The organism is Marinobacter sp. V032, from assembly GCF_052645435.1.
Map to the genome: position 1 here is coordinate 197,914 of NZ_JBQXYE010000003.1, position 24,096 is coordinate 222,009.

Here is a 24,096-nt window from a genome sequence, read left to right on the forward strand (position 1 = left end):
ACAATAAAAGGCCATCCAAGGTGTTCGGTTCCCGTAACCCCGGCAGTTTTACTGGCAAGCTTTTTTCTGCAGCGATCAACGCGGCGGAGCGGCGCCTGTATTCGGATCACTTCAACGTTTCCAATCGCTCGCCCTACGACGTCATATACGCCGACGGCATTATGAGCGTCCGTCACTATTACCCGTTGGAAGTGGATGAAATCACAGTCGGCACCGAACCCATGTCGGTTGCACCTGACCGGCATCCTGTGCCGCTGATTCTGGTGCCGCCGTTGGCCGCGACGTCGATGATCTTTGATCTGCTGCCCCAGCGATCGGTCGTGCGATATTTTCTGGCGCGGGGGTTTGATGTCTATCTGATCGATTGGGGAGAGGTGACTGCGGACCATAGTGATCTTTCACTGGAAACCTACGTGCTCGACTGGATGCCTGCTGCCCTGACTGCAGTCAGGGAGCGCAGCGGCCAGCAGGATGTGTCAGTTTTTGCGTACTGCATGGGGGGATTGCTGGCGTTGATGTACGCCGCAGTCAGCCAGGATCGTCATATTCGCAATATGGTAACGGTTGCCAGCCCTGTGGATATGCATCAGATGGGCATCGCGGGTGGCTTTTTGTCTGCGATCTACCGGCCGGCAAGGGTGGTGTCGGAAGTACTCAATTTTTCATTGATGGATTTACCGGCCCGCTATTTTCATGTGCCGGGGTGGTTTAACTCATTGGCGTTCAAGCTGACTAACCCGATCGGCAGTGCTGTCAGCTCGCTGGAATTGGCGATCAATATGTGGGATCGGGAGTATGTGAAGGTGCACAGCACCATGCAAAAGTGGTTTAACGAGATGGTGGATTACCCGGGTGAAACCATTAAGGGCATGGTGGTTCACATGGCGCTCAACAACAGCATGGCGCGGGGCAATTTCAAACTGGGTGGTTCGAATGCATCCTTTGATAACATTCATTGCGCGATTCTGGCGTTTGCCGGTGACACGGACAGGATTGTAAGAATCCCGTCTGCCCATAAAGTGTTGGATATCGTCTCATCTGAAGACCGGGAATTCTGTGTGGTACCGGGTGGTCACGCGGGGGTTTTTGCCGGTGCCAGCGCACCAGAGAATACCTGGCGGATCAGTGCTGACTGGCTGGATCAGCGCTCTGGCGAAAAACGTCAGGAGATCAAAGATAAGAACTGAAACATAAGTTGACCGTTTATTGACAAAAAACATAGGCACTCTTGGCGGAAAGCCGGCAGAGTGCGGCCTGCTTCACATTCTTGCGATTTTCGGCTGATAGACTAACGTCTACCCAATGTGATTAATTTTTCGACGTTTTGAGTTTCCCGTTATGGTCGTTCGTATCTTCCTCATCCTGCTTGCGCTGAACTCGATCGCTTTTGTGGTCCGGGCGGATGCAGCTGAACATGCTGAGATCCGGTCAACTGAAGAAACGTCCGACCTGTATACGCTGCAGAATGCCATGTCCGGTGACTTTGAGCAGGATACTGCTGATACGCTCGCCGATGTGGGCTCGCGCTTGCTTCGCTGGCAACTGAGCGAAGACCAGGACGACAAAAGGCGCTATGCCTATGAAACTGTTCGTGCTGATCACGGTGTCGCGTTGATTGAAGATGGCGCATGCCTGAACCTGAAATGGGATTTTTGATCCTGCCGCGTTTTGCCTGATTTCTCCGCGCCACCCTGCATTAACAGCCCTGTATCCCCTATAAAACCCCAGAATACCCGGCTCATCTACAGCACCTTGCTGCAACCGTCATTGTTTTCCCGTTGTTCCGCTGACCGTCACATGTGATCATTTCCGGCCAGGTGATGCTGACTGATCCCGGATACCGGTCTTGATTCAAGGAGTTCAATGCTATGGCGAAGAGCCCGATTACGCTCTCCAAAACGGATGCCTGTATAGACGCAATCATTGCACGGGTGGGCCAGGATATAACCCTCGGTCTGCCTCTGGGGTTAGGTAAGCCGGTGCGGATCATCAACGCGCTCTATCGCCGGGCTCAGCAAGACCCCGGTCTGAATCTGCACATTGTGACGGCGCTCTCGCCCTTGGCACCGCAAGGTAAGGGGTCTCTTGAGCGACGTTTTATGGAGCCGTTTGCTGAGCGCGTGTTTGGGGATGTACCTGAGCTGAACTATGCGCGGGATGCCGTTAACGGAAAATTGCCGCCGAACGTCAAAGTTTCCGAATTCTTTTTTCAGGCGGGTGCCTATCTCAACAACCCTCTGCAACAGCAACATTATGTCTGCACCAATTACACTCATGCGGTTCGGGATCTGATGGCGCTGGGTGTCAATGTTGTCGCCCAGATGGTGGCGCCGGATCCTTCAGGTTCCGGTGAAACCTTCAGTCTCAGCTGCAACCCTGACCTGTCGCTGGATCTTGTTCCCAAACTGCAGGCACTGGAGGCTTCAGGGGTGCCGGTTGCTTTGGTGGGGGAGCTCAACCGGCAGCTACCTTACATGGGGAATGATGCCGTCGTACCGGCAACGGCGTTTGATATTCTGCTCCAATCGCCTGCAGATGATTACCCGTTGTTCCCGGTGCCATCGCAGCCTATTTCAGCCGCCGATCACTTGATCGGGTTTTACGCCAGTACGTTGATCAGGGACGGCGGTACCCTTCAGGTGGGAATTGGCTCCCTGGGAGCCGCAGTGGTCAATTGCACCTTGTTACGGCATCGGGCGAACCGCCAGTACAAGGCGGTGTTCGACCACTTGCAGGTAGCCGAGCGCTTTCCGGTAGTCACGGAATGGGGCGGGACCGAAGCGTTCAGCGAGGGACTGTACGGCAGCAGTGAAATGATGGTGGATGGCTTCATTCATCTACTTAATGGCGGAGTGCTCAAGCGTCAGGTGTTCGCCGATGTCGACTTGCAGGAGTTGATCAATGCCGGGCGAATCGGGTCGGACGTCAGCATCGAAACGCTGGATGTATTGCGGGAGCAGGAGTTGATCGATTCTCCGCTGCGGGCGAGGGACATCCAGTGGCTCAAACAATACGGCATTCTCCGGTCTAACGTGCAGTTCAAGGGGGGGCGGCTGACCATTAATGATTATTCGCTGGACCCTGACCTGGACAAGGAAGACGCCCGCAGCGCTATATCGACTGTCGCTTTGGGTAAGCAGCTTACCGGTGGCGTGGTGTTGCACGGAGGCTTCTACATCGGCCCTGACAGTTTTTATGAGCAGTTGCGCAATCTGCCTCAAGAAGATGCTGCGCGTATCTGCATGACGAGTGTAAATTTTATCAACGATCTCTACGATCACCGTTTTGGTAATCAGCGCCTCAAAGCTGCCCAGCGAAAGGAAAGTCGTTTCATTAATTCGGCGATGATGTGCACGCTGGACGGTTCGATAGTCTCCGACGGTCTGGACGACGGGCGAGTCGTCAGCGGGGTAGGGGGGCAATACAATTTTGTCGCCATGGCCCATGAGTTGCCGCGGGCTCGCTCGATTATTGCGCTTCGCAGTACGCGCAAATCCGGGAAGGCGGCTGAGTCGAATATTATTTTCAGCTATGGGCACTGCACGATTCCGCGGCATCTGCGTGACGTGGTGATTACCGAGTATGGCATCGCCGATCTTCGCGGCAAGAGTGACCAGGAAGTGTATCTGGCGTTGATTCGCATTGCAGATGCGCGCTTCCAGCCGGGGCTGCTGAAACAGGCGCAGAAAGCGGGTAAAGTGGCGGCCTCTTTCCGGTTGCCGGCACAATGGCAGCAGAATACGCCGGATACTGTGCGCACCGCGCTGGCGTCTGCAGGCACTGCTGATGCCTTTGCTTCTTTTCCGTTTGGTTGTGATTTTACAGACGATGAGCTGGTGCTGGCGAAAGCCCTGAAAGGCCTCAAGGCCGCAACCAGCACGTGGCAAGGCAAACTGGCGACGGTGTGGAAAGCATTGCGAGAAGCGCCTGCTGACGACCATCAGACCGCCTTGCTTGAGCGTATGTCGCTGGCAGACCCCGAGGGTTTACGGGAAAAACTGGACCATCGGCTATTGGTTCATGCATTGCGGGGAAGCCGCACCTGAAGAATGCCGCATCAACACATTAGAACAGGTTTGATTACATGGAACGCTCATCGGTTTACACCGTACATTACCGCCTCAAAAATCGTGCAGGAGAGGTCGTTGACGCGTCCGATGGCGGCGAGCCGCTGTGCTTTCTCCAGGGCGCGGGCAACGTGATTCAGGGGATTGAAGAAGCGGTCAGGAATCGTGGAATCGGCGATTGCCTCGAAGTGACTGTGCCGGCGGAGATGGCCTACGGCGAACCGGACCCTGCATTGATCCGCAAAGTGCCCCGATCGGCATTTGCCGAGGTGGAAGATCTCAAACCGGGCATGAAATTCCAGACCAACAGTGGCGATGAAGCACAGGTTGTGCAGGTCGTTTCGATTGATGGCAACCTGGTCAAAGTGGATGCCAACCACCCGCTGGCAGGGTTTACCCTGTACTTTGATCTGGAGATTGTCGACAAGCGTCCGGCAACCGATGACGAGATTGCCGAAGGCCGCCCGCTGCAAATCTGACAGGTCAGGTGTCGCCCACATGAATGCCGGCAGGTTCGGCAGGCTTGCCTGACCGGTCATCTGCCGAACTATGAATTGCACTCAGGCCCTGTTGAATGGTCTGCTGGATTCGGCAGGTGACGCTGCTCAGGTCATCCTCTGTGCGAATCCTGACTGGGGCGTGCATCGTAACAATCACTTCAACTGCTGGCTCCCTGAGTAAGCGCAACAGGTGAGACTGGAAAATATCGTCGCCTATGAATGGGGCCAGATGGTCGGGGTGGCCACTTCGGCGGTAGCCGATGCTGATTGGCTGAATGGGCACGCCTGCCTCCTGCGCAGCGCTCAGCAGCCTGCTATGAAATGGCAGCACTGTTATGCCAACGCTGGTGGTACCTTCCGGAAATACCAGTACCGACTGACCTGACGCCAGCGTCTCAGCGATTGTGTCGCGTGTCATACGGGCCTGTCCTCCGCCCCTGCGGATAAACAGGGTGCCGGCCTGCGCGGCAAGCCAACCGATGACGGGCCAGTTTCTGACTTCGATTTTGGACAGAAAGCGCAATTTCACCACGCCACCCAGAATGGGGATATCCGACCAGGAGATATGGTTGCTGACCAGCAACACAGGGCCTTGCTCCACACGACCCTGTTGATGCACCCGGAATCCAAGGCAGTGCGCGGCTGTTGCGAAGCAGAAGCGGGCGAAGGGCGTTCGGTCGATATCCCGTCGGATCAACCACTCGATAATCGAGACTGCACCGGCGATCAAGCTGCAGATCAACAAGGCAAATCCGAAAAGTGCCAGGCGGCTGATAAGACGGCATTGACGCATTAGCATGATGCGGTCCCGGTCGCTGCAGCGGTGTTGGGGCGCATGAAGTGACGAGTGTATCGGCGGGCCAGTCGCTTGACCTCAAGCAGGACAAGCAAATCAGCGCATCGAAATTCCGGATCCCAACAGGGCTCACCGCAAACCTCGGCACCAAGTCGCATATACGCTTTGATCAGCGGCGGAATATCCACCGATGATTCTGCGCCGGCCGACAGGTGAGTCAGATGGGGAAGGGCTCTGCGGGGGAAAACTCTGCGGTCGCTGTCAGTGAGATACCGCTGCTGCAACTGTTGGGTAATTCGCCAGGCTTTCAGTCCGCCATCGGCCATCCCGATGCTGGCGCAGCCGATCATGTAGTCGACTTTCTCGCGCACGAGATATTCCGCCACTGACGACCACAGGAAGCTGATAGTCGCACCATTGCGGTAGTCCGGGTGTACGCAAGTGCGCCCCAGCTCTGCGATCTGACCTGGAAGTTGTTCAAGCAGCCTTAGATCAAATTCGTTTTTTGAGTAAAAGCCGCCGGCCCGCGCGGCGTCACGTTGGTGCAATACCCGCGAGGTGGCGACAAGTGTTCCGCTCGCCTCGTCTGTCACGATCAGGTGATCGCAGTGGGCGTCGTAGTGGTCGATGTCGATACCGGGAATGGTGGTGCCCAGGTCGGAGTCGTACTCTTCGGAAAATACCTGATAACGCAGTTTTTGAGCGGCCTCAACGGCGCTGGCGTCACGTGTGATCGTCGCATTCAGGCGACGGCTTGCAGTCAACGAACGGGCTTTTTCAGCTGGCATGTCGGGTATCTCTTTATGACCTTTTCCCGACGAGCCTATGAAGCCGGCATTGCAGATGAATGAACAAAAGGTGACGTCCCTGTGACACATTCGCCGAATTGAATGCGTGTCACGACTTGTTACATCGCGGTGGTTCCATGTATTTTTCTGAACAGCATGTATACTTGCTGTTACATGGCGTAGCTTGTGGTATCTAGTAGGGGTATCTGGCGAGCGTTGAAAGCAAGGTTGCTTTCCTTAAAGACGCCAGCAGCAACACTGGGCGAGGCGAACCCGATGGCGGTTTGGCTGTAAACGGAAATAACAAAAGCAGAGATGAGCGGCGTGGAACCAACAAATGAGAGTTGCCGGGTACTGATTGTTGAAGATGATGAGCGTTTGGCAGATTTGACGCGAGAATATCTTGAAAGCAACGGTCTTATTGTCTCCGTAGAAGCCAATGGGGCGCATGCTGTAGAGCGCATTCGTAAAGAACAGCCCGATATTGTCGTGCTGGATCTTATGTTACCGGGCGAAGACGGTCTTTCGATCTGTCGGCGGGCACGCCCGTTCTATCAGGGACCGATCCTGATGCTGACGGCACGCACTGACGATCTGGATCAGGTATTGGGGCTCGAGATGGGCGCCGATGATTATATTTCCAAGCCGGTACGTCCGAGAGTGCTTCTCGCACGGATTCGCGCACTGCTCCGACGCGTCAACGACAAGAGTCAGGACGATGCCGAATCAGGGCCGACTGAGGAACCGGTTCGTCTGCAATTCAATGATCTGGTGGTCGACCGGTCCATGCGTGAAGCCTGGCTCAATGAGGCAAGCATTGATCTGACCAGCGCCGAGTTTGATTTGCTGTGGTTGCTGGCGTCCAGTGCCGGACGGGTGCTTAGCCGCGAGGAAATCTTCACGGCACTGCGTGGCATTGAATATGATGGCCAGGATCGCTCGATCGACGTTCGGGTATCCAGAATTCGACCGAAAATCGGTGATGATCCGGTTCACCCCCGTCGCATCAAAACTGTGCGCAGCAAGGGTTACCTGTTCGTCAAGGAAGCCTGAGCAAGCGTAAACTGCATCTTGTGTCCTGCCCCGGGCGTGATCCGGGCAGGCGCTTTATGCCTCCCGGAAAGGCCGTATGCCGCTAACTCCCTTCCTGAAAATGTTTGGTCGCCTGTTACTGGTGACGCTGCTCATTCTGGCTTTGTGTGCCGGTCTGTTTACCGGGGTGAACGCTGTTCGTGAGCGCCACTGGAATGAGCGGTTCGCAACGCCGTTGATGGATTGGCTGGCCTCGGCCCCCAACCCGTTGGTTAGCTATCCTTGGTTGAGCGCTCTTTACGATATGGAGCTACGGCCCGGCGATCACAACGATCCTGAGTCTGTGGATCATGAGCGTCTTGCCTATGGTCAGGCTGTGGCTGAGGTTCAGGGGCTGGGCGTCCGGGTCCGGCGTCTTTCCGAGACAGGCAATATCATTGATGTGACCTTCCAGGATCTGTACCGGGACATCGGCGAGGTCTCGGCACTGATCATTCTCACCCACCTGAACCCTTTGTTGCCTGATGAACGACCTGCCGGTATGGACAGTCTCGGTCGCGAGCTGGGCGCCACTATCAGTTTTGTCGATGAAGGGTCCGAGTCACTTGAAACGCCCACCCTCGAACGTCTGGTCGAACGTGGCATGGCCTACGTTCACAGGGATGCAGGCGAGCGAGCCCGGGTTTACCTGCGTTTAAATGATGGCACAGTCGTTGAGGTGAGATACCCGGCGCCATTTAACCCCCTGTCCTGGCCGGTGCTCCTGCTGGTGTTTGTGCTTGCAGCCAGTATTGCCGGGTTCTTCCTGTTCCTGTTGTTGCGCGACGTCGATCGCAACCTGAGGGCTGTGGAGTCAGTCGCTATCCGGATTGCCCGCGGAGAACTGGATGCGCGAGTCGATACCAGTCGCGGCACTCTGGTGCGCAGGCTTGGCAAGTCGTTTAACAGCATGGCAGAGCATATCCAGCGGCTGGTCGAGATTCAGCGCGAAATGATACACGCTGTCTCCCATGAACTCAGAACACCTGTCGCCCGCATTCGCTTTGGCGTGCAGATGATTGAGGATTGTCCGGATGAAGCCTCAATGAACAAGCAACTGGCCGGAATCGACGGCGATATACAGGAGCTGGATGAGCTGATCGATGAAATACTGACGTACGCCCGTTTAGAGCAGGGCGGTCCGATTATGTCGTTTCAGGAGATCAGCGTGCCGGATATCGTGCGGCAAGTCGTTGAGGAGCAGCAGCGATTACGCCCGGATATGGCATTCTCGGCGCAGTTTTGTGAAGGCTACGAAGAGTGGTCTCTTTCTGATGCCGAGCCGCGTTACATTCACCGGGCAATCCAGAATCTGGTCGGCAATGCGGGGCGTTATGCCAATGGCCAGGTGCGGGTTAAGTGCCAGTTGGATGCGCAAACCTGCCGCATTGATGTTGAAGATGACGGCCCGGGCATTCCCGACGGCGACTGGGAAAAGGTGTTTACCGCGTTTGCCCGACTTGATGACAGCCGAACCCGCACTTCAGGCGGCTATGGTCTCGGGCTCTCTATCGTACGGCGTATTCTGTACTGGCATGGTGGTCAGGCTTTTGTGACCCGCAGTGAGGCGCTGGGTGGTGCAGAGTTCAGTCTGGTCTGGCCGCGCCGGCAGCCGCAATAGCCCGGACCGCTTTTGTGAACCCGTTCCCCCGGCCTCACGCGTTGTAACAAACTGGTACAGAAGCACCACTGAATAGCGTCGGTGGCTGGCCGATACTCGAAAGCGTAAGGGATGACTACTTAGAGGTTGTAGTTCTTACGAACTTTCCTTGTTTCATTCGTCAATATTTGAGGGGCCGCTTTTGGGCCCCTTTTTTTATGGCTTTTTCAGCTACTGGTTTGAGCCGGGAGTGCGATTCAGGACGCTACGGCACGGTTCATCGCTTCGGGCACAGTGGCGCCGGCCCGTTGGTCACGTATGTAGTCAGCCAGCTGCTCAACCTGTCTGGCCGAGAGTCGCAGCCCCTGCTTGGTTCTGCGCCAGAGTACATCGTCTGTCGACTCCGCCCATTCTTCCGCTATCAGGTAATCCACTTCCCTTGCGTGCAGGGTACCTCCGAAATGGACGCCCAGATCTGCATCAGTGCGACAGCTTCCTAGCATCTGTATGGCGTTGATGCCATAAGTGCGCGCCAAACGATCCCTCAGCTTGGATGACAACGCCGGATAGGCGCTCTGGAGCACCTCGGCTATGGCTGGCTGGGATGTCAGAGCGCGGGTTGCCCCGGGAAGTGGCGTCTGGCGTGTGGTTGACGAGCCCATTGAGGGGAACCAGTCCGTGAGTTTGTTGACGGCGGCTTCGGCAAGTTTGCGGTAGGTTGTGATCTTGCCGCCAAAAATACTGATCAGCGGTGCCTCCTGGTCGCTTCCCAGTACGCTGATAGTGTAGTCACGGGTTATCGCTGCGGGATCCGTGGATTCATCGTCCAGCAGCGGTCTGACACCAGAATAGGTGCTGACAATATCATCACGTTGAAGCTGGTGAACAAAATGATTGTTCACTACATCAAGCAGATAGTCGATTTCGTCATCATCAATCGCGACAGTTGCCGGATCGCCGTTAAATTCCTTGTCGGTTGTGCCAATCAGTTGGAAGTCGTCCTCGTAGGGTAATACGAACACGATGCGGCGATCCGTATTCTGGAGAATGAAGGCCCCCGGCGCATCGTGAAATCGGGGCACGATCATGTGGCTGCCCTTGATCAGGCGCACGCCATGCGGTGATGGTTGGTCGATTGTCTGCCCGAAGATCTTCGCTGCCCATGGGCCTGATGCATTGACGAGGCTGCGAGCGAACACGGTTTCCTGCTGCCCCTGAGCTGATTCAAGCGTGATTTTCCAGAGACGGTTGTCATCACAGCGAGCCGCCGAGATACAGCGGGTGCTGCGCATTATTTTTGCGCCTTTCAGGCGAGCTTGCTGGGCGTTGGCAATGACCAGTCGGGCGTCATCCACCCAGCAGTCCGAGTAAGCGTAGCCTTTCTTGATAGAGGGCTTTAGCGGGCTGTTGACGTTAAAGCGTCGGGTTGATGCGCCAGGCAGCGTCACGCGAGCAGCAAGGTGGTCATATAGAAACAATCCTGTCCGGATCATCCAGCCAGGACGCAGGTGGCGCAGGTGCGGCATGGTAAAGCGCAGCGGCCTGACCAGATGCGGTGCCAGACTTAGCAGTACCTCCCGCTCAGCCAGAGCCTCCTTCACTAGCCGGAACTCGTAATGTTCGAGGTAGCGCAGGCCGCCGTGTACCAGTTTGCTGCTGGCCGAGGACGTTGCGCCACCCAGGTCGCCCTGTTCGCAAAGTGCGACGCGCAAGCCGCGACCCGCTGCGTCGGCTGCAATACCGGTCCCGTTTATTCCACCGCCAATAATCATGAGATCGACGGTTGCGGGTGTACTGGTTAACGGGGAGGATTCCATGGCTGAAGCGGCCTCTATGTTCGAACTCGAAAGTATGTGGGCAATTTTAGCGCTATTTTTGAACATTTTTCAATGCGTAGTTCACATGCGAATATTCAGTCATCCGCCGCAAACCCTGTCAGGTCGTTGGCTTTGGCTGGGCACGGGTGCTGGGGCCTTGAAGGCCTGCATTAGTTATATCGCGGGCGTGTTTGGAGTGCGGCGGGTGCAATTTTAATCACAATACTGGAATAAGCGGTTTTACTTGTGGTTCGGGATCACTATAATTTTCCTTTACGAAAATAAACGACGGCGCGCAAGACCGGTCACAATAAGGAAGAGGGTTACATGTCTGTCTATTTGCTTGCTATTGATCAGGGAACGACCAGCTCTCGAGCTATGATATTCAGGCGCTCCGGCGAGGTAGTGGCGGTTGCCCAGCAAGAGTTCAGACAGTTCTTCCCCCAGGATGGCTGGGTCGAGCATGAGCCGGAGGAAATCTGGGAGAGCACCCTTGAAGTCTGTCGTCGGGTGATTGCTGATTCGGGCCTCAAGGCGGAGCAGATAAGTGGCGTGGGTATTACCAATCAGCGTGAAACCACGATTATCTGGGATAGGGCAACCGGTAAACCTATTCATCGGGCCATTGTCTGGCAGGACCGTCGCACAGCGCCTGTCTGTACCCAGCTAAAAAACCGGGGGCTGGAAAACACGGTTGTCGAAAAAACCGGTCTGCTGATTGATCCATATTTCTCCGCTACCAAAATTGCCTGGATTCTGGACCAGGTTGAGGGGGCCCGGCAGCGGGCCGAAGCGGGTGAGCTTGCATTTGGTACGGTCGATAGTTGGCTGCTCTGGCATCTTACCGGCGGCAAAGTTCATCGTACTGATGCCACCAATGCATCGCGGACGGCACTGTTCAATATACACAGCCAGACATGGGACGACGACCTGCTCAAGCTGTTTCGGGTTCCGCCTGCTTTGCTGCCAGAAGTGCTCGACTCGGCTGCCGATTTTGGCGAGGTGGACGCAGATCTTTTGGGGGCGCCGCTTCCTGTTGCCGGTATCGCGGGGGATCAGCAGGCGGCGCTCATCGGTCAGGCGTGTTTCGAGCCCGGCATGGCCAAGAGCACTTACGGAACGGGCTGCTTCCTGATTCTCAATACTGGTGATGCGCCGCTGCGTTCAGAGAATAGATTGCTCACCACCGTTGCTTACCGACTCAACGGCAAGCCCTGCTATGCCATTGAAGGAAGCATCTTCGTGGCGGGTGCCGCGATGCAGTGGTTACGGGATGGCTTGAAACTGATCACTCACGCCAGCGAATCACTGTCGCTGGCCGAGACGGTTGGTGTTGAAAATGCGGTCTATCTGGTGCCTGCCTTTACCGGTTTGGGGGCGCCGCACTGGGATCCTCATGCACGCGGGGCAATCCTGGGTTTGACCCGTGACACCGGCATCGCCGAAATCGTCACCGCCGGTCTCCAGTCGGTCTGTTATCAGACCAAAGATCTGGTGAGGGCTATCCAGAACGATGGTGCGCCGCTGAATGAGTTGCGAGTCGATGGTGGCATGGCAGTCAATGACTGGGTAATGCAGTTTCTGGCAGACATTCTGAGTGTGCGGGTCGATCGCCCGAAAGTGACTGAAACCACGGCATTGGGCGCGTCTTATCTCGCAGGCCTGCAGTTGGGAATCTATGAAAGCACCAGTGAGATTGCCGAGTTGTGGGCGCGGGAGCGCGCCTTCTCTCCAGAGATGGCGCCCGCACTGCGGGAATCGCTCTATGCGGGCTGGCTGGATGCAGTGGAGCGCATTTGCCACAACTAGCCATAATTAGGTCGAGGGTGGCTTGATAGGGGGTGTCAGCTGCGTTCGAACGCTATCAGGTGATCGGCTTCTATCCGAACCGGCACCTGTTCTCCCAGCCTGAAATCCAGGTGACTTCTAAAAAGAGCCTCAAACTCGGTCTCGGACGAGAGCCGAAAACGGTAGAGTGTCGAAGTGCCGGCGAAGGTTTTCTCGATGACTTTGGGTTGCAGGGATGATGTTGCATCGTGAACAACGTCGTCGGGCCGGATCAGGACATCCACCAGTGTGCCGTCGGGCCACGGGTAGGCACGATTACCCCGAATGACACCAAGTTCGGATTCAATCGTTTCCGGACCCAGTGTTTTGCCCTTCACGAACCCGCCCTGGCCAATGAATCCCGCGACAAAGCGATTGGCCGGTTCGTGGTAAAGATTATACGGCTCATCCCATTGCTGGACGGTACCGTCGCGTAAGACGGCAACCTGATCGCACATCGCGAAGGCTTCCTGCTGATCGTGCGTCACCAGAATCGCGCTAATGCCCAGCGTCTTCAGAATGTCCCTGACGTCAAGACTCAATCGCCTTCTCAGATCAGCATCCAGGTTCGAAAAGGGTTCGTCCAACAGAATGAGCGTGGGTTCCGGGGCCAGGGCCCGAGCCAGCGCAACGCGCTGTTGCTGGCCGCCCGACAGTTCATGCGGATACTGGTTGGCGAGGTCCTGCAGGTGTACGAGATCAAGCAAGTCGGCGACCTTTTGGGTGCGCTGCTCTTTGTCCATGCCTTTCAGGCCGAAGCCGATGTTGTCGGCGACGCTCAAGTGCGGGAAAAGGGCATAGTCCTGGAAGACCATGCCGATTTTGCGTTTCTCCGGTGGCACGGCTCGCCCGGGTACGCTGACCACGTGTCCATTGAGCTGGATGTCGCCCCCCTGCAGTGACTGGAATCCGGCGATAGCCCTGAGAATCGTGCTCTTGCCGCAGCCGCTCGGGCCCAGCAGGCAACCAATGTCACCCTGGCCCAGTGCGAAACTGACGCCTTTGATGACCGGATCGCCACCGTAGCCGCACTCCAGGTTGTTGACGTTGAGCAGCCATGCGTTCTCGGAAATCGGCGGCGTCACAGTCATCTTTCTATGCTCCGATGATCAGGAATTCGAGCAGGGCCTTCTGCGCATGCAGGCGGTTTTCCGCCTCGTCCCAGACGACAGAGCTTGCATGCTCAAGCATATGCTGTGAAATTTCTTCACCACGGTGTGCCGGCAGGCAGTGCATGAACAAGGCGTCTGCGTGCGCCAAAGACATGAGTTCGGGATTGATCTGATAGGGAGCAAAATCCTTTGCTCGTGCCTTCTGTTCGTCTTCCTGGCCCATCGATGCCCAGACATCCGTTACCAGCATGTCGGCGCCGCGAGCCGCCTCCTCGGGGCTTCTGATGACGGTTACACGCTCGCTGTTGTCGTCCAGCAGCGCCTTGGCCGGTTCGTAACCTTCCGGGCAGGCAATGCGCAGGTTGAAATCAAACTGCTGGGCAGCGTTGATATAAGATGCGCACATGTTGTTGCCATCGCCGACCCAGGTCACGGTCGCGCCGCGAATGCTGCCGCGATGTTCGCGAAAGGTCTGCATGTCTGCCAGCAGCTGGCAGGGATGATAGTCGTCCGTCAATGCATTAATAACCGGTGTCGCAGCAACGCTCGCGAATCGCTCCACTGTCTCGTGATCGAAGGTGCGGATCATCACTGCATCTGCCATGCGGGAGATCACGCGTGACGTGTCTTCGATGGGCTCACCGCGACCGAGCTGGGTATCCTTGGGAGACAGGAAGAGAGCGGCCCCGCCCAGTTGTGCCATCCCGGCTTCGAACGATACGCGAGTGCGGGTCGAAGACTTTTCGAAGATCATCGCCAAAACGCGATTCTTGAGTGAATCCCGGACTTCGCCAGCACGCCAGCCCTTTTTCAGGGCAATGGCGTTATCGATCAGTTGATCAAGCTCTTCAGGAGAAAGATCTGTGAGGGTCAGGAAATGTCTAACAGGCATGGTTGCTTTTCCGTGCATTAAAATAATTCAGGGCGTATGCGGAGCGGAGTCGGCAGATTGGTTCGGCTCAGAAAATAGCAACATCCGGTTCGTGGAACAGACCACACCGGGTAGGTGAGCGAATCAGGATCGAGTCATAGAGCCCGCAGTAAGCAGGTCGATCATAGTATCGGTAATCGCTGATATTGACAATGACGCCCAATTTGAAGGGGTTGGCAGTGGAGGTGCGGTATTCCGGGGCGAGATACCTGAGTGACATGGTCAGGTTTCCGGTTGCTGTGTACAATAACGCTATTCGGTTAATCGATACGCCGGTGTGATCATCGGCCTGATAGCGAGGTACGACTCTGTATGGATATCAACGAAACGATCAAAAGCCAGTTGCAGGACAATCCGATCATCCTGTACATGAAGGGGTCGCCTCAGGCGCCTCAGTGCGGTTTTTCAGCGAAAACAGTGCAGGCTGTTATGGCGTGCGGCGAGCGGTTTGCTTTCGTCAACATTCTGGATAATCAGGAATTGCGCGATGGGCTCAAGGCCTATTCAAACTGGCCGACCTATCCACAGCTGTATATCAACGGTGAGCTGGTGGGTGGATGCGACATTGTTCTCGAGATGTCAGAATCCGGTGAGCTGGCGGATATGATCAAGGCGGCGGCACCCAAGCAGGAGAATGCCGACTCCTGATCGTCCCGATCATTTCAGGTTGAGCGGAGTAAACCTCAGCTCAACCTGAAAGCGATACCCCTTATCCCTGGCGGACTCCGGTGGCTCGGGATAGGGGCTTGCGGCCAAGGCGCTACGCGTTGCGGCCCTGTCCAGCGAAGGCTTGCCAGAGCTTTCGATTATGTCGACCTGTCTCAGCACACCGCTTTCCATCAAATACAACTCAAGTCGCACAGTTCTGACGGTTTTTAGCTCTCTGATCGAGCGTACCGGGCGGCTGTGTATTTCATTGCTGATGTATCGCCACAAGGTTTCAATATAGGGATCAGGTGCCGGTTTGGTGACCTGGTTGGCGTTCTTATCGTGCTCCGCGGTTGCAGGAGCATCCGGGCTGCCTTTGCGTGAAGCTTGTGCCGCGATGGCCTGCTTGCTGGGTGTGCTGGCAGGCGCTGGTTGGGCCGATTGACGGGGGATATGGTTAGCGTCAGTGTTGTTATCGCGATTCGCCGTATCCGATTTGTTGGTACGGGGCGGCGTTGGCTTCCGGGGAGCGGGAGTCGGCTGCTTGTCGGGGCTTTGTCTTGTCACCACGGAGACTGAATTCGATTCCGGAGTGGCGCCGGTAGGCTTTAAAATCTCGTCAATCTGCTGGGGGGTGTAGGTGGGGGCTGCCTTGCTGGGGCTGCTGGCAGCGCTTTCAATAGCGTTGCCGTGACGCACAAGGGTGAAGTTGACGGTTTCAGTCGTCGGCTTTTCCGGCATACGGGGCAATAGGCCTATAATCCCGGCCAGAATAAGCGTATGCAGGAGTAGGGCGAACGAAAAAGCAACGGCCAGCCTGTAGGACTTCGGCTGACCATTCGTGTAGCCGTTGGACGACATGCAATTCCCAAGTCACATCTGAGTCGGTGACTGAGGCTAGCTTATCCGGTATTGCGCCGCAAGCTGCCGACGACAGCGTCGAGAGCCCGGTCAATTAATGCGCCCTGTTCGAGGATTGTCAGTCGCCCTCTGCGCATTTCGTGGGCCAGTTCAATGCGGGCCTTCTCAATGACTTTCAGGCCCATCCGGTTAACGAAAACAAAGCAGTCCGCCTCGTCGATAATTGCCGAAAGCTTGCAGCGGAAACGTGAGCCGTTGACCAGGTTGAACTCAACCCACTGACCGATTGCGATGCCATCAATCTTGTTGACGTACTCGGCAGTCGCCGCATCCTCGATTTCCTGCTGGCGCTCGACCGCTGTCGGGCTTTGTTCTGCCAGAATCTGTTCATCGGTCTGGGTGGCAGGCGCGGGTGGCTCCTCGCGAGGGGTTTCCCTTGCCTCTGCCAGCGCGTGAGCCCTGAACGCTTCAGTGAGCTCATGCTTGAGATCGCTCATCATCGTGTCCAGGCCTGTGGAGTTGTAGGACACTTCCTCCAGGCCTGATCGCAGCGCTTTCAATAGCCCGGGTACAACACGTACCCACTGATCTCGTTCATCATCCTCAAGATGAGGGTGGAGGCACCAGATCAGGTCATCGACAACGCGGACGGATTGATTCCACCGATGTTCAACGTCGTTGCGCAGGTATGACAGGAACATGACCCGACTCCACCCGTTGATCAGGATGTTGCGGATAGTGTCCGGAATGCTGTGGCGTGCGAGTTTTTCCTGCAGGAGTTTATCGACGGTTTCCTGCGCCTTCTGAGATTTAATACGACCGCGCTCCGATTCTCTGGTGCGTTGTTCAACCAACGTTGATTTCCGATTTTCCCGCGCCAGAAACTGATCGAACTCGTCGTTGAGCTGCTCAAAGAGCGTAATGTCACCGTCGAACTCGTTAAGAATTCTCAGCACGATGTTGTGAATCTGCTCGTAGAGCTTGTCGCGGGATTTTTCGTCGCTTTCACTCCAGCCAATGCCGGCACGGGCGAGCCCGTTGAGTAACTTACGGGCAGGATGGGTGGCCCGACTGAAGAAAGACTTGTCCTTGATAACGACTTTCAGAATCGGTATCTGAAGTCGGCTGATCAGCACCTGAATCGGCGCCGACAGGTTGTAGTCGTCAAGGATGAATTCAAACAACATCGATACGAGGTTGATCAGATCTTCATCCGCCTCGTTCAATGCCGGTGTTTTTCCGTCCTGGTTCTTTCGCTGGGCAAGCAGGTGCTCAACAACTTCATGAAGGTCGACAACGATTGGCTCGCCTTTGCTGAGGTTGTCCGAGCCGGAAAGTTGGGGTTCATGGGGAATATTCGCCAGCAGCTGGAATAACTCTGCACCGCCAACGATATGAACATTGGGGTTGGCGGAGCGCGGCTGGCCGCCACCGCCACGCTGCTCTGCGAGCATGTTCCGGATTTGCTCGAAAATAGCGTTGTCGCGGTTGGCTCCACTCTCGGGGCTCTCTTGGAGCGGTGCTTCCGAGGCCGGAGTATTCGCTTTATCGCTCCCGGGCTCCGCGACTGGCGTGCCGCTCGTCGTTTTGCCATGGAACCGGAAGTTCGGAATGATGCCGGCCTGAATCAGGATGCGGTTGGCTTCGTCCAACAGCATGCCAAGATTGGACACGACGTAGCGATCAAACTGCTTGAGAACAATCAGTCTTTCGCGAATCTGGATTTCCAGTGCCTGAGCAGCCTCAACAAAGGCGCTGCACAGATGCTCGGGCGCCAGCGGATTGACTGGTTCTTCGTCGCTGGCATTGGGGTAAATGGCACTAAAGCGAGCCTGCAGCTGGATCAACGGTCCCTGAAAGTAGGCGCGGGACTTTGTGATCATGGCATTGAGGGCAACCTGCTCTTCAAGCTCATCGTTCTGGATCAGCGACAGCGTTTCAGCGGTAGTTGTGCTGTGATCCACGACTTCGGGAGAGGTTGAGCGCGGTGGTGTTACGAATAGGTGGCCAACAGAGGTCTGAAAGTGCTTTTCGATGCCTTTGCGCTTGATCCGGATTTCGCGCATTGCTTCGAAGTAGCGGTTTTGTTCGTTGTTGCTGCGCGCATTGTTGGCAAGTTCGAACAGCGAGTCGTCAACGGCGTCAAAGGCACCCTGAAGCAGATCACCCAATCCGGCAACGACAGTATCCCTGATCTTGCTGATTTCCTTGGGCACAGCCACACCCTTCCCCAAGCCTTTGTGCTCGTGGAGATAATGTATGCCGGACTGCTTGTTCATGGCCGACTCCTATTGCGCCTCAACCGGATACATGACCGAGCGAATTTCTTTATGGTTATCGTTTTGATTTCTGAATATCGCGTATTACAAGGATTATAGAGCGTAAAACGTTATACGGATACAAAGGACTGTCGGCCCAAAAAAGTTTCGGGGCGTTCATAAATTGAGCATAAACATTTTTAATGCCAAAGGGTATGAAATCGCCCCGAGATTAACAAAATATAACGTCGACTCGATGAAGTTTGCGTCGATGGTCGGGGGGGCTGTTTGGCATTGTAAAGCCCGGCCAGGTTGTGCGCTGAAGGCAGCCTGGCCGGGCTTTTGGAAGGGAATGGTGTGCAATTCAGCTCACATAGACGGGGCCAACCCCAGCGCTCCAGATTACAACGCTGATGGCAAACAGTGCTACAAGCATCACGAGACCGACAGTTAATACCGACGATGCGAACATGAATCCGCGATCTTCCGGGATTTTCATCAGAATGGGGAGTCCTTCGTAGAGCAGGTAAACGGCATAGGATACGGCGACCAGACCAACAAGCATGTTGATCCAGATATTGGGATAGGCGGCGATGACGCCCAGCAAAAAGATAGGTGTTGCTGTATAGGCGGCGAGGACAACGCCTCTGGGGTTGTCTTCCTGAACGCCATAAGTGGCGGCGAAGAAATCAATGAACCGCCCGAGGATGTATATGCCAACCAGCATTGCGGCGTAGAACAGCCCACAGAGTTGCAAGGCGCTTGCTGTTGTCAGGCGAATAATCTGCCCATCGCCAACCTGCCAGCCGACCTGAGTGGTGCCGTAAAAGCCGGCTAATGCAGGTACGAGGGCCAGAAGAAAGATGTGGCCGATATAAATCCTGCTCAAGGTTTCTGAATCGTTGCGTATGGCTTCCCACTCCTGATCGGGGCGGGTAAACAATCCCATCGTGTGGCCTAGACTCATGGATACAACTCCTGATTATTGTTTTTGTAAATCAGGCTCAGTGTTGTGGCATTGCCTCCGGAGGGTCAAGTAATCGGTTAAATTTTGATCGAACTAGAAGCGTCTTTTATATAACCATATCGTCTACGATGTAGTGCTCACTCAGTTGCCGGTCCGGAGGATGTGGCGCCTGGCGGGTGGGTGCACTGTCGCGGCTTTGACAACGTTATCCTTGATCTGGAGAACTTCGATTCTTACGCCTTTGACCTTGAGGCAGACGTTGTTCTCGGGAATGGTTTCAAGTGTCTCGGTGATCAGCCCGTTAAGGGTCTTGGGGCCGTCAGTCGGTAGCTTCCAGCCGAGCAGTTTGTTGATGGCGCGAATGTGTGTCGAGCCATCGATAATATAGGTTCCGTCTTCCTGCGGAATAATATCGGGGCTGGTCGCAGCATAATCGGTTGTAAAGTCGCCAACAATTTCTTCGAGAATGTCTTCCAGAGTAGCGATGCCCAGTACATCTCCGTATTCGTCTACCACAATGCCGATCCGGCGCTTGGCCTTCTGGAAGTTGATCAGCTGCAGGTGGAGTGGTGTGCTTTCCGGGATAAAGTAGGGTTCGCGGCAGAGCTGCATGATCATGGCTTTATTGATTTCATCCTGCATTAGAAGCTTTGACGTGTTGCGCAGGTGAAGGATGCCCTGAATGTTGTTTATGTCCCCTTTGAATACCGGAAGCCGGGTGTGCTGGCTGCTGCGCATCTGGCGGATAATCGTTTCCATATCATCGTCTAGATCAACCCCGACGACCTCATTGCGCGGCACCATGATGTCGTTAACCGTGACATTTTCCAGATCGAGAATGCTGACCAGCATGTCTTTGTGCTTGCGTGGAATCAGGGCGCCCGCTTCGTTTACCAGTGTGCGGAGCTCTTCCCGGCTGAGGTGGTCCGAGGCAGCGTCTTTGGCGGAAATGCCCAGAAGTTTGAGGATCATCCCGGTAAACAGGTTGACGAACCAGACCATCGGATAAAGCAGTTTCAGAAGAGGGCGCAATATATAGCTGGCGGGAAATGCGATGCGCTCCGGGAACAGGGCGGCCAGAGTTTTTGGTGTTACTTCGGCAAAAATCAGGATCACAATGGTGAGCAGCACTGTTGCTATAGCAATGCCGGCATCACCCCACAAGCGAATCGCGATGACGGTGGCGATTGATGAGGCGAGGATGTTGACAAAGTTATTGCCAATCAGAATAACGCCAATCAGCTGATCTGTGCGCTGCAGGAGATCGTTTGCCCGTTTGGCTCCGCGGTGGCCAGTTTTGGCAAGGTGCTTAAGCCGATATCGGTTCAGGGTCATCATGCCCGTTTCCGAGCTGGAGAAAAACGCTGACATGACAATCAGAATGGCGAGCAGTATGAAAAGCGCCGTAAGCGGTGCTTCGTTCAAGCAGGAGTGTCCTTGTGTTGCCTAGGTTAGAGTGCTGAAAATAGGGGGTTGGGGTCAGGCCTGTCAAGCGCTGGATGACAGTTTGGCGGTTTCCGTCATACCCGGTGGAAAATCAGCTCGAGTACGAATTTGCTGCCGTAGTAGCCCAGCATCAGCAGGGCGCAGCCCGCAAGGGTCCATCGACTGGCGGTGAGTCCGCGCCACCCCAGCGTGTAATGGCCGACCAGAAGCCCGGAAAACACAAGCCAGGACATGATTGAAAACAGGCTTTTATGGGCCAGGTCCTGGGCAAAAAGATCGTGTACAAAAACGGCGCCCGTAATAATGGCGAGCGTCAGGACAATGACGCCGGCCCAGAGTAGCTCAAACAGCAGTGATTCCATTGTTTGCAGTGGCGGCAGGTTACGCACCACCATGCTGTTGTAGTTTCGCTTGAGTTGTCTGTTCTGCATGTGAACCAGCAGTGCCTGCACCGAGGCGAGCGTAAAAAGGCTATAAGCTGTGATGGATAGAGCAATGTGAGCCAGCATCCCCCAATTGTGTTGTGACACGTAATGAGGGGGAGAGTGAAAAGCGAGAACAAACACGACCGTTATGGCGGCTAATGGGTAAATTGCCAGGAACAGAAATTGAATCGGTTTGAAGTTGTTCAGAATAACCAGGAACAGGACAACGAACCAGGAAATGAGCAGCGACGCGGGGAAAAAACCAAAGTTCAAAGTCGACGGCTCTGGGATGATTGTCCAGATCAATGTGCCGTGTGATACCAGAGCAAGAATGCCAATCAGTGATGTGAGACTATGGTTTTGTTTGATCCTGCCGCGAAATACCAGTGTCTGCAGCGCAGTGCCGAGGCTATAAAGGAAAAGCGTGGTAACCGCGAGGATGAGCGTGCCCATGAAGCGTCTGTGTGTCCAATAATTGTTCGGTTGTTCGTGTCAGAGCGACAGTCTGGTTATAATGGGCGGATTGTGCAACCGGAATCAATCTTTGAGGGCCTGCGAGCACCCGTTTTGCGGCCCTGTTCGTATCCATGCATCTTCTACAGAGAATGACGGATCACCATGTTTGAGAATCTGACCGACCGACTCTCCGGCAGCCTTCGCAAAATTTCGGGCCAGGCCAAGCTGACGGATGACAATATTAAAGACACTTTGCGCGAAGTGCGTAAGGCGCTACTTGAAGCGGATGTTGCGCTCCCGGTAGTGAAAGGGTTTATCGAGAGCGTTCGCGTTCGTGCCGTAGGGCAGGAAGTGAAGCGCAGCCTGACACCGGGTCAGGTGTTTGTGAAGGTCGTCCAGGACGAGTTGGTCCGGGTGATGGGCTCGGCAAATGAAGAGCTCAACCTGGCCGTGCAGCCACCCGCCGTTGTGATGATGGCAGGTCTGCAGGGTGCGGGTAAGACGACAACCGTAGCCAAACTGGCGCGCCATCTGAAGGAGCGTCGCAAAAAATCGGTGATGGTGGTCAGTGCTGATATTTATCGGCCGGCTGCGATACGACAGCTTGAGACTCTGGCTGAAGATGTCGGTGTTCTGTTTCATCCCAGCTCGACAGATCAGGACCCGGTTGCCATCGCTGAAGGTGCGATCGACGCGGCCCGCAAGAAGCATATTGATGTCGTGATCCTCGATACCGCCGGTCGTTTGCATGTTGACGAGCAGATGATGGGCGAAATCGGCCGTTTGCAGGCGGCAGTCAAGCCGGTCGAGACCCTGTTTGTTGTGGATGCCATGACGGGGCAGGATGCGGCGAATACCGCCAAGGCATTTAATGATGCGCTGACGTTGACCGGTGTCGTACTCACCAAGACTGACGGTGATGCCCGTGGCGGTGCGGCGCTTTCTGTGCGCCACATCACCGGGAAGCCGATCAAGTTCATGGGGGTGGGCGAGAAGACCGATGCGTTGGAGTCATTCCATCCTGATCGACTGGCATCGCGGATCCTTGGTATGGGCGACGTGCTTTCTCTTATAGAGGAAGCTGAGCGTAACATTGATAAAAAGAAGGCAGACAAACTCACCCAGAAGATCAAGAAAGGCAAAAGCTTTGATCTCGAAGACTTCCGCGACCAGCTTCAGCAGATGAAGAATATGGGCGGTATTGGTGGGTTGATGGACAAGTTGCCTGGCATGGGGCAAATGGCACAGGCCGCCCAGCAGCAGGTCAACGACAAAAGCATGGGGCAGCTTGAGGCCATTATTTGTTCGATGACGCCGAAGGAACGTCGCTACCCTGATGTTATCAATAATGCCCGGAAGCGCCGGATAGCAGGCGGTTCAGGTACCCAGATCCAGGATGTAAATCGTCTGTTGAAGCAGCACAAGCAAATGCAGAAGATGATGAAGAAGCTGGGTAAAAAAGGTGGAATGGCCGGCATGATGAGAGGCATGCAGGGTATGATGCCTCCCGGCGGGGGTGGCGGAGGTATGCCACCATTTGGCCGTATGTAAAAGTCGCAATCGCTATTGGTGATAATTAGCTGTCACTGCTGTTTTCATTGGCGGGGAATTAGACTAGAATAGCGCCCCTTTCGAGTATGGGTCTTCACGCAAGCCGCAGACGTGGTTGGCGTGGGTCACACAAAGTTCGTACAACAGACAGGATATTAGTCGAAATGGTAACAATCCGTTTGGCTCGTGGTGGCTCCAAGAAGCGCCCGTTCTACCATATGACAGTCACCGACAGCCGCAAGGCTCGTAACGGTCGTTTTATTGAGCGTGTAGGTTTTTTCAACCCGGTTGCCCGTGGTCAGGAAGAGCGTCTGCGCGTTGATCAGGAGCGCGTGCAGCACTGGGTAAACCAGGGCGCACAAACAAGTGATCGTGTTGCTAAGCTGCTGCAAGAAGCGGCTAAGTAAACACAGCGTTAGCTGTATTGCACTGACCGGGGCGATCGTATGGCAGATAGTTCGCAGGAAACTGTGATTGGCCGCATCACCTCGGTTTTTGGGGTTAAGGGATGGCTCAAGGTCTACTCTTTTACTGACCCCATTGAAGGTATTATGAATTATCCGCATTGGCGGATAAATCAGAATGGTAAGCAGGTCAGCGTCGAAGTAGAGGAAAGTCGTCGTCATGGTCCGGGGATTGTGGTTCGCCTGAAAGGGGTGAATGATCGCGATCTGGCCCGAACGTTTTGTGGCTTCGATATTCTGGTTTCGCGGGACAGCTTTCCTGAATTACCTGAAGGTGAGTATTACTGGCATCAGCTGGAAGGCCTGAGGGTGGAAACACCGGACGGACAGCTTCTGGGTGTTGTCAAGCAGCTGCTTGAAACCGGCTCCAATGACGTGCTCGTTGTAAAACCGGTTGCTGGATCGCTGGACGATCGTGAGCGTCTGTTGCCGTATCGCCCTGATGAAGTTATCACTAAGGTCGATGTGGATGCTGGTTTGATCGTGGCAGATTGGGATCTGGAGTTCTGAT

Annotated in this window: 23 protein-coding genes; 12 read left to right on the forward strand and 11 right to left on the reverse strand. The window is 55.2% G+C overall.

Annotation, left to right across the window (positions count from 1 at the left end; all coding sequences use genetic code 11):
• The first annotated feature begins 20 nt into the window (after window positions 1-20).
• The 4 genes from ACUN9X_RS14710 (at window position 21) to ACUN9X_RS14725 (ending at window position 4,546) form a co-directional block, all read left to right on the forward strand.
• Entirely contained in the window at window positions 21-1,187 is a 1,167-nt protein-coding gene (locus ACUN9X_RS14710; RefSeq protein ID WP_445473578.1) for an alpha/beta fold hydrolase, read from the forward strand.
• Window positions 1,188-1,338: 151 nt separating this feature from the next.
• On the forward strand, window positions 1,339-1,656 hold the full coding sequence (locus ACUN9X_RS14715) for a hypothetical protein (RefSeq protein ID WP_445473579.1): 318 nt from the start codon (window positions 1,339-1,341) through the stop codon (window positions 1,654-1,656).
• A gap of 212 nt (window positions 1,657-1,868) precedes the next feature.
• On the forward strand, window positions 1,869-4,046 hold the full coding sequence (locus ACUN9X_RS14720; protein ID WP_445473580.1) for an acetyl-CoA hydrolase/transferase C-terminal domain-containing protein: 2,178 nt from the start codon (window positions 1,869-1,871) through the stop codon (window positions 4,044-4,046).
• A gap of 38 nt (window positions 4,047-4,084) precedes the next feature.
• On the forward strand, window positions 4,085-4,546 hold the full coding sequence (locus ACUN9X_RS14725) for an FKBP-type peptidyl-prolyl cis-trans isomerase (protein ID WP_260034367.1): 462 nt from the start codon (window positions 4,085-4,087) through the stop codon (window positions 4,544-4,546).
• A 4-nt stretch (window positions 4,547-4,550) separates the two neighbouring features.
• On the opposite strand, the gene ACUN9X_RS14730 is transcribed toward ACUN9X_RS14725, so the two are convergent.
• Window positions 4,551-5,366, reverse strand: a complete 816-nt coding sequence (locus ACUN9X_RS14730; RefSeq protein WP_445473581.1) for a lysophospholipid acyltransferase family protein — start codon at window positions 5,364-5,366, stop codon at window positions 4,551-4,553.
• Window positions 5,360-6,151: a GNAT family N-acetyltransferase gene (locus tag ACUN9X_RS14735; protein ID WP_445473582.1), complete on the reverse strand. Its 792-nt coding sequence runs from the start codon at window positions 6,149-6,151 to the stop codon at window positions 5,360-5,362. Before ACUN9X_RS14735 ends, ACUN9X_RS14730 begins: the two co-directional genes overlap by 7 nt.
• A gap of 315 nt (window positions 6,152-6,466) precedes the next feature.
• Here ACUN9X_RS14735 and ACUN9X_RS14740 point away from each other — a divergent pair, with 315 nt between their 5' ends.
• Window positions 6,467-7,204 (forward strand): response regulator, encoded by a 738-nt coding sequence (locus ACUN9X_RS14740; protein WP_260034372.1) that lies wholly within the window; start codon window positions 6,467-6,469, stop codon window positions 7,202-7,204.
• A gap of 76 nt (window positions 7,205-7,280) precedes the next feature.
• Window positions 7,281-8,843, forward strand: coding sequence for an ATP-binding protein (locus ACUN9X_RS14745; protein WP_445473583.1), 1,563 nt, complete (start codon window positions 7,281-7,283; stop codon window positions 8,841-8,843).
• Window positions 8,844-9,079: 236 nt separating this feature from the next.
• Here ACUN9X_RS14745 and glpD read toward each other — a convergent pair whose 3' ends face one another.
• Window positions 9,080-10,639, reverse strand: a complete 1,560-nt coding sequence (gene glpD / locus ACUN9X_RS14750; protein ID WP_445473584.1) for a glycerol-3-phosphate dehydrogenase — start codon at window positions 10,637-10,639, stop codon at window positions 9,080-9,082.
• Between glpD and ACUN9X_RS14755 the strand changes: the two genes are divergently transcribed.
• A complete protein-coding gene (locus ACUN9X_RS14755) occupies window positions 10,638-10,856 on the forward strand; it encodes a hypothetical protein (RefSeq protein WP_445473585.1) in 219 nt (72 codons plus the stop codon). The genes glpD and ACUN9X_RS14755 overlap by 2 nt on opposite strands.
• A gap of 110 nt (window positions 10,857-10,966) precedes the next feature.
• On the forward strand, window positions 10,967-12,448 hold the full coding sequence (glpK, locus tag ACUN9X_RS14760; RefSeq protein ID WP_445473586.1) for a glycerol kinase GlpK: 1,482 nt from the start codon (window positions 10,967-10,969) through the stop codon (window positions 12,446-12,448).
• 35 nt (window positions 12,449-12,483) lie between these two features.
• Here the strand turns inward: glpK and ACUN9X_RS14765 are convergent, their stop codons facing one another.
• The 3 genes from ACUN9X_RS14765 to ACUN9X_RS14775 all read right to left on the reverse strand — a co-directional run bounded on the left by ACUN9X_RS14765 (window position 12,484) and on the right by ACUN9X_RS14775 (window position 14,729).
• A complete protein-coding gene (locus ACUN9X_RS14765) occupies window positions 12,484-13,557 on the reverse strand; it encodes an ABC transporter ATP-binding protein (RefSeq protein ID WP_260034377.1) in 1,074 nt (357 codons plus the stop codon).
• A 4-nt stretch (window positions 13,558-13,561) separates the two neighbouring features.
• A complete protein-coding gene (argF, locus tag ACUN9X_RS14770) occupies window positions 13,562-14,470 on the reverse strand; it encodes an ornithine carbamoyltransferase (RefSeq protein WP_445473587.1) in 909 nt (302 codons plus the stop codon).
• A 67-nt stretch (window positions 14,471-14,537) separates the two neighbouring features.
• Window positions 14,538-14,729 (reverse strand): hypothetical protein, encoded by a 192-nt coding sequence (locus ACUN9X_RS14775; protein ID WP_445473588.1) that lies wholly within the window; start codon window positions 14,727-14,729, stop codon window positions 14,538-14,540.
• 92 nt (window positions 14,730-14,821) lie between these two features.
• Between ACUN9X_RS14775 and grxD the strand changes: the two genes are divergently transcribed.
• Entirely contained in the window at window positions 14,822-15,157 is a 336-nt protein-coding gene (gene grxD / locus ACUN9X_RS14780; RefSeq protein ID WP_260034381.1) for a Grx4 family monothiol glutaredoxin, read from the forward strand.
• 9 nt (window positions 15,158-15,166) lie between these two features.
• Here the strand turns inward: grxD and ACUN9X_RS14785 are convergent, their stop codons facing one another.
• The 5 genes from ACUN9X_RS14785 to ACUN9X_RS14805 form a co-directional block, all read right to left on the reverse strand.
• Window positions 15,167-16,018 carry a TonB family protein gene (locus ACUN9X_RS14785; protein ID WP_445473589.1) on the reverse strand — a complete coding sequence of 284 codons (852 nt, stop codon included), beginning with the start codon at window positions 16,016-16,018 and terminating at the stop codon, window positions 15,167-15,169.
• A gap of 41 nt (window positions 16,019-16,059) precedes the next feature.
• Entirely contained in the window at window positions 16,060-18,297 is a 2,238-nt protein-coding gene (locus ACUN9X_RS14790) for a DUF1631 domain-containing protein (protein ID WP_445473590.1), read from the reverse strand.
• A 343-nt stretch (window positions 18,298-18,640) separates the two neighbouring features.
• Complete coding sequence (locus ACUN9X_RS14795; protein WP_445473591.1) at window positions 18,641-19,243, reverse strand: Yip1 family protein; 603 nt, start codon at window positions 19,241-19,243, stop codon at window positions 18,641-18,643.
• Window positions 19,244-19,384: 141 nt separating this feature from the next.
• On the reverse strand, window positions 19,385-20,668 hold the full coding sequence (locus tag ACUN9X_RS14800) for an HlyC/CorC family transporter (RefSeq protein ID WP_260034386.1): 1,284 nt from the start codon (window positions 20,666-20,668) through the stop codon (window positions 19,385-19,387).
• A 95-nt stretch (window positions 20,669-20,763) separates the two neighbouring features.
• Entirely contained in the window at window positions 20,764-21,567 is an 804-nt protein-coding gene (locus ACUN9X_RS14805; RefSeq protein ID WP_445473592.1) for a cytochrome C assembly family protein, read from the reverse strand.
• Between the two features lie 165 nt (window positions 21,568-21,732).
• Between ACUN9X_RS14805 and ffh the strand changes: the two genes are divergently transcribed.
• The 3 genes from ffh to rimM all read left to right on the forward strand — a co-directional run bounded on the left by ffh (window position 21,733) and on the right by rimM (window position 24,095).
• Entirely contained in the window at window positions 21,733-23,121 is a 1,389-nt protein-coding gene (gene ffh, locus ACUN9X_RS14810) for a signal recognition particle protein (protein WP_260034389.1), read from the forward strand.
• A gap of 164 nt (window positions 23,122-23,285) precedes the next feature.
• Window positions 23,286-23,528: a 30S ribosomal protein S16 gene (rpsP, locus tag ACUN9X_RS14815; protein ID WP_260034391.1), complete on the forward strand. Its 243-nt coding sequence runs from the start codon at window positions 23,286-23,288 to the stop codon at window positions 23,526-23,528.
• Between the two features lie 39 nt (window positions 23,529-23,567).
• Window positions 23,568-24,095, forward strand: coding sequence for a ribosome maturation factor RimM (gene rimM / locus ACUN9X_RS14820; RefSeq protein WP_260034392.1), 528 nt, complete (start codon window positions 23,568-23,570; stop codon window positions 24,093-24,095).
• Window position 24,096 lies beyond the last annotated feature (1 nt).

Bases quoted from the DNA above. Each gene is read 5' to 3' on its own strand.
- glpD (WP_445473584.1), bottom strand. From the start codon at position 10,639: ATGGAATCCTCCCCGTTAACCAGTACACCCGCAACCGTCGATCTCATG.
- ffh (WP_260034389.1), top strand. From the start codon at position 21,733: ATGTTTGAGAATCTGACCGACCGACTCTCCGGCAGCCTTCGCAAAATT.
- ACUN9X_RS14755 (WP_445473585.1), top strand. From the start codon at position 10,638: ATGGCTGAAGCGGCCTCTATGTTCGAACTCGAAAGTATGTGGGCAATT.
- ACUN9X_RS14715 (WP_445473579.1), top strand. From the start codon at position 1,339: ATGGTCGTTCGTATCTTCCTCATCCTGCTTGCGCTGAACTCGATCGCT.
- grxD (WP_260034381.1), top strand. From the start codon at position 14,822: ATGGATATCAACGAAACGATCAAAAGCCAGTTGCAGGACAATCCGATC.
- ACUN9X_RS14765 (WP_260034377.1), bottom strand. From the start codon at position 13,557: ATGACTGTGACGCCGCCGATTTCCGAGAACGCATGGCTGCTCAACGTC.
- ACUN9X_RS14745 (WP_445473583.1), top strand. From the start codon at position 7,281: ATGCCGCTAACTCCCTTCCTGAAAATGTTTGGTCGCCTGTTACTGGTG.
- rpsP (WP_260034391.1), top strand. From the start codon at position 23,286: ATGGTAACAATCCGTTTGGCTCGTGGTGGCTCCAAGAAGCGCCCGTTC.
- rimM (WP_260034392.1), top strand. From the start codon at position 23,568: ATGGCAGATAGTTCGCAGGAAACTGTGATTGGCCGCATCACCTCGGTT.
- ACUN9X_RS14735 (WP_445473582.1), bottom strand. From the start codon at position 6,151: ATGCCAGCTGAAAAAGCCCGTTCGTTGACTGCAAGCCGTCGCCTGAAT.
- ACUN9X_RS14790 (WP_445473590.1), bottom strand. From the start codon at position 18,297: ATGAACAAGCAGTCCGGCATACATTATCTCCACGAGCACAAAGGCTTG.
- ACUN9X_RS14805 (WP_445473592.1), bottom strand. From the start codon at position 21,567: ATGGGCACGCTCATCCTCGCGGTTACCACGCTTTTCCTTTATAGCCTC.
- ACUN9X_RS14730 (WP_445473581.1), bottom strand. From the start codon at position 5,366: ATGCTAATGCGTCAATGCCGTCTTATCAGCCGCCTGGCACTTTTCGGA.
- glpK (WP_445473586.1), top strand. From the start codon at position 10,967: ATGTCTGTCTATTTGCTTGCTATTGATCAGGGAACGACCAGCTCTCGA.
- ACUN9X_RS14785 (WP_445473589.1), bottom strand. From the start codon at position 16,018: ATGTCGTCCAACGGCTACACGAATGGTCAGCCGAAGTCCTACAGGCTG.
- ACUN9X_RS14740 (WP_260034372.1), top strand. From the start codon at position 6,467: ATGAGCGGCGTGGAACCAACAAATGAGAGTTGCCGGGTACTGATTGTT.
- ACUN9X_RS14720 (WP_445473580.1), top strand. From the start codon at position 1,869: ATGGCGAAGAGCCCGATTACGCTCTCCAAAACGGATGCCTGTATAGAC.
- ACUN9X_RS14795 (WP_445473591.1), bottom strand. From the start codon at position 19,243: ATGAGTCTAGGCCACACGATGGGATTGTTTACCCGCCCCGATCAGGAG.
- ACUN9X_RS14725 (WP_260034367.1), top strand. From the start codon at position 4,085: ATGGAACGCTCATCGGTTTACACCGTACATTACCGCCTCAAAAATCGT.
- ACUN9X_RS14775 (WP_445473588.1), bottom strand. From the start codon at position 14,729: ATGTCACTCAGGTATCTCGCCCCGGAATACCGCACCTCCACTGCCAAC.
- argF (WP_445473587.1), bottom strand. From the start codon at position 14,470: ATGCCTGTTAGACATTTCCTGACCCTCACAGATCTTTCTCCTGAAGAG.